Raw genomic sequence first — 1,366 nt, 5'->3', positions numbered from 1 at the left:
CCCTGACTCACCCCCGCCCTGCCCCCCACCCGGGGCAGGGCCCTGGTGCTCGCCGGGGGAGTTCTTCCTTACTGCGGACTGTCAACCCGGGCGCCGCCAGCGGAGGGGCTCGCGGGGGTAGCCGCCGTCGTCCAGGCCCGCCAGCCGTTCGAAGACGTTGTACGACGCCTGGTGGCCGCAGACGGCCACCGAGACGAGCATCGCCAGCAGATAGAGCGGGAGCATGGGCAGGCCGCCGCACCAGGCCCACTGCGTGGCGTGCCGGGATTCGTGCAGGATCAGCCGCTCGCTCAGCGCGTCTCGCCTGGTCAGCACCACGTTTCCGACCGTGAAAGCGCCCGCGATCGGGAAGCGGTGGCGGTAGCCGAAGGCCAGGACGAGCCCGTCGGGGCCGGGTCGCAGGGTCGCCCCGCCGGCGGCCGCGAGCAGCAGGCCGAGCGGCGTCGAGAGATTGAGGAAGTTCGCCGCGCGGCGGAACCAGAACCGCTTCTCCATACGTCTCAGTCTTGACCGATCTTGACAAGCCGGAATAATGGCCCGTGTCCTGAAATCTCCCACAAGAGCAGGATTATGAGATTCTCCATCCTGGGCGCGCTGCTCGGCACCGTCGCACTGGCAGGAACCGGCGGAGCCGCGATCACGCAGGCGTCAGCAACCGAATCCCTACGACTCACCGGCAATCCTCCCCCTCTTCAGCTGGCCTTAGCCGCCGATCCCACCACGCCGGACTCTCCCACGGCCTCGCCCTCCCCCACGGAGACGCTGACGCCGACGGAGACCCCCACCCCGACGGCCAGCCCCACGAACGCCGACTACACCGCCGAGACGCGGGTGGTCAAGAGACGCGGCATCTCCTACCTGAACGTCTCGGTCGCCTATGAGGGCGCGGGCTTCTTCTCCGTCGACCAGCGGGTGTGCCGCAGAGGAGCCTGTACGACCGCCAACACCGAGATCACCGTCATCAACGGAGAGGGCGACGCCACGGCCAGGCTGGGCCGGGGCACGTTCAAGAAGCGCGGGCAGCCGGAGGTCGCGATGGCGCCGCTGCCGACCGTGACGGTCCGGGAGACGGTGACGATCACGGAGCCCGGCCCGACGGTCACGGTCACGGAGCCCGCTCCGACGGTCACCGTCACCGAGCCGGCCCCGACGGTCACCGTCACCGAGCCGGCCCCGACGGTCACCGTCACGTGCCGGCCGGACGTGGCGCCGACTCCGACGGAGACCCTCCCGCCGACCGTGGAGCCCACCGACCCGGCCGAGCCGACGGACAGCCCCACCGCGGAGCCCACCGGCACGGAGACGACGGCGCCGGCCGTCCCGGCTCCCCCGGCCGCCGCCGCGCCCCCGACAGAAACCCCGACAG

General features: G+C 71.4%; 1 protein-coding gene and 1 pseudogene. One reads left to right on the top strand and one right to left on the bottom strand.

The features are described 5' to 3' along the window. Positions 1-81: 81 nt before the first annotated feature. Positions 82-495: a hypothetical protein gene (locus C1J01_RS48070; protein WP_111185820.1), complete on the bottom strand. Its 414-nt coding sequence runs from the start codon at positions 493-495 to the stop codon at positions 82-84. Positions 496-570: 75 nt separating this feature from the next. Between C1J01_RS48070 and C1J01_RS48065 the strand changes: the two are divergent. Further along, positions 571-1,366: pseudogene (locus C1J01_RS48065) on the top strand (hypothetical protein); the annotation flags it as partial.

Origin of the sequence: Nonomuraea aridisoli, from assembly GCF_003236395.1 — a bacterium.
GTDB classification, from domain to species: Bacteria; Actinomycetota; Actinomycetes; order Streptosporangiales; family Streptosporangiaceae; genus Nonomuraea; species Nonomuraea aridisoli.
This window is presented reverse-complemented; position numbering and strand designations above follow the sequence as displayed.

What these genes read in the sequence shown, in the direction of transcription:
- C1J01_RS48070 (WP_111185820.1), bottom strand. Translation starts at nt 495, where the DNA reads ATGGAGAAGCGGTTCTGGTTCCGCCGCGCGGCGAACTTCCTCAATCTC.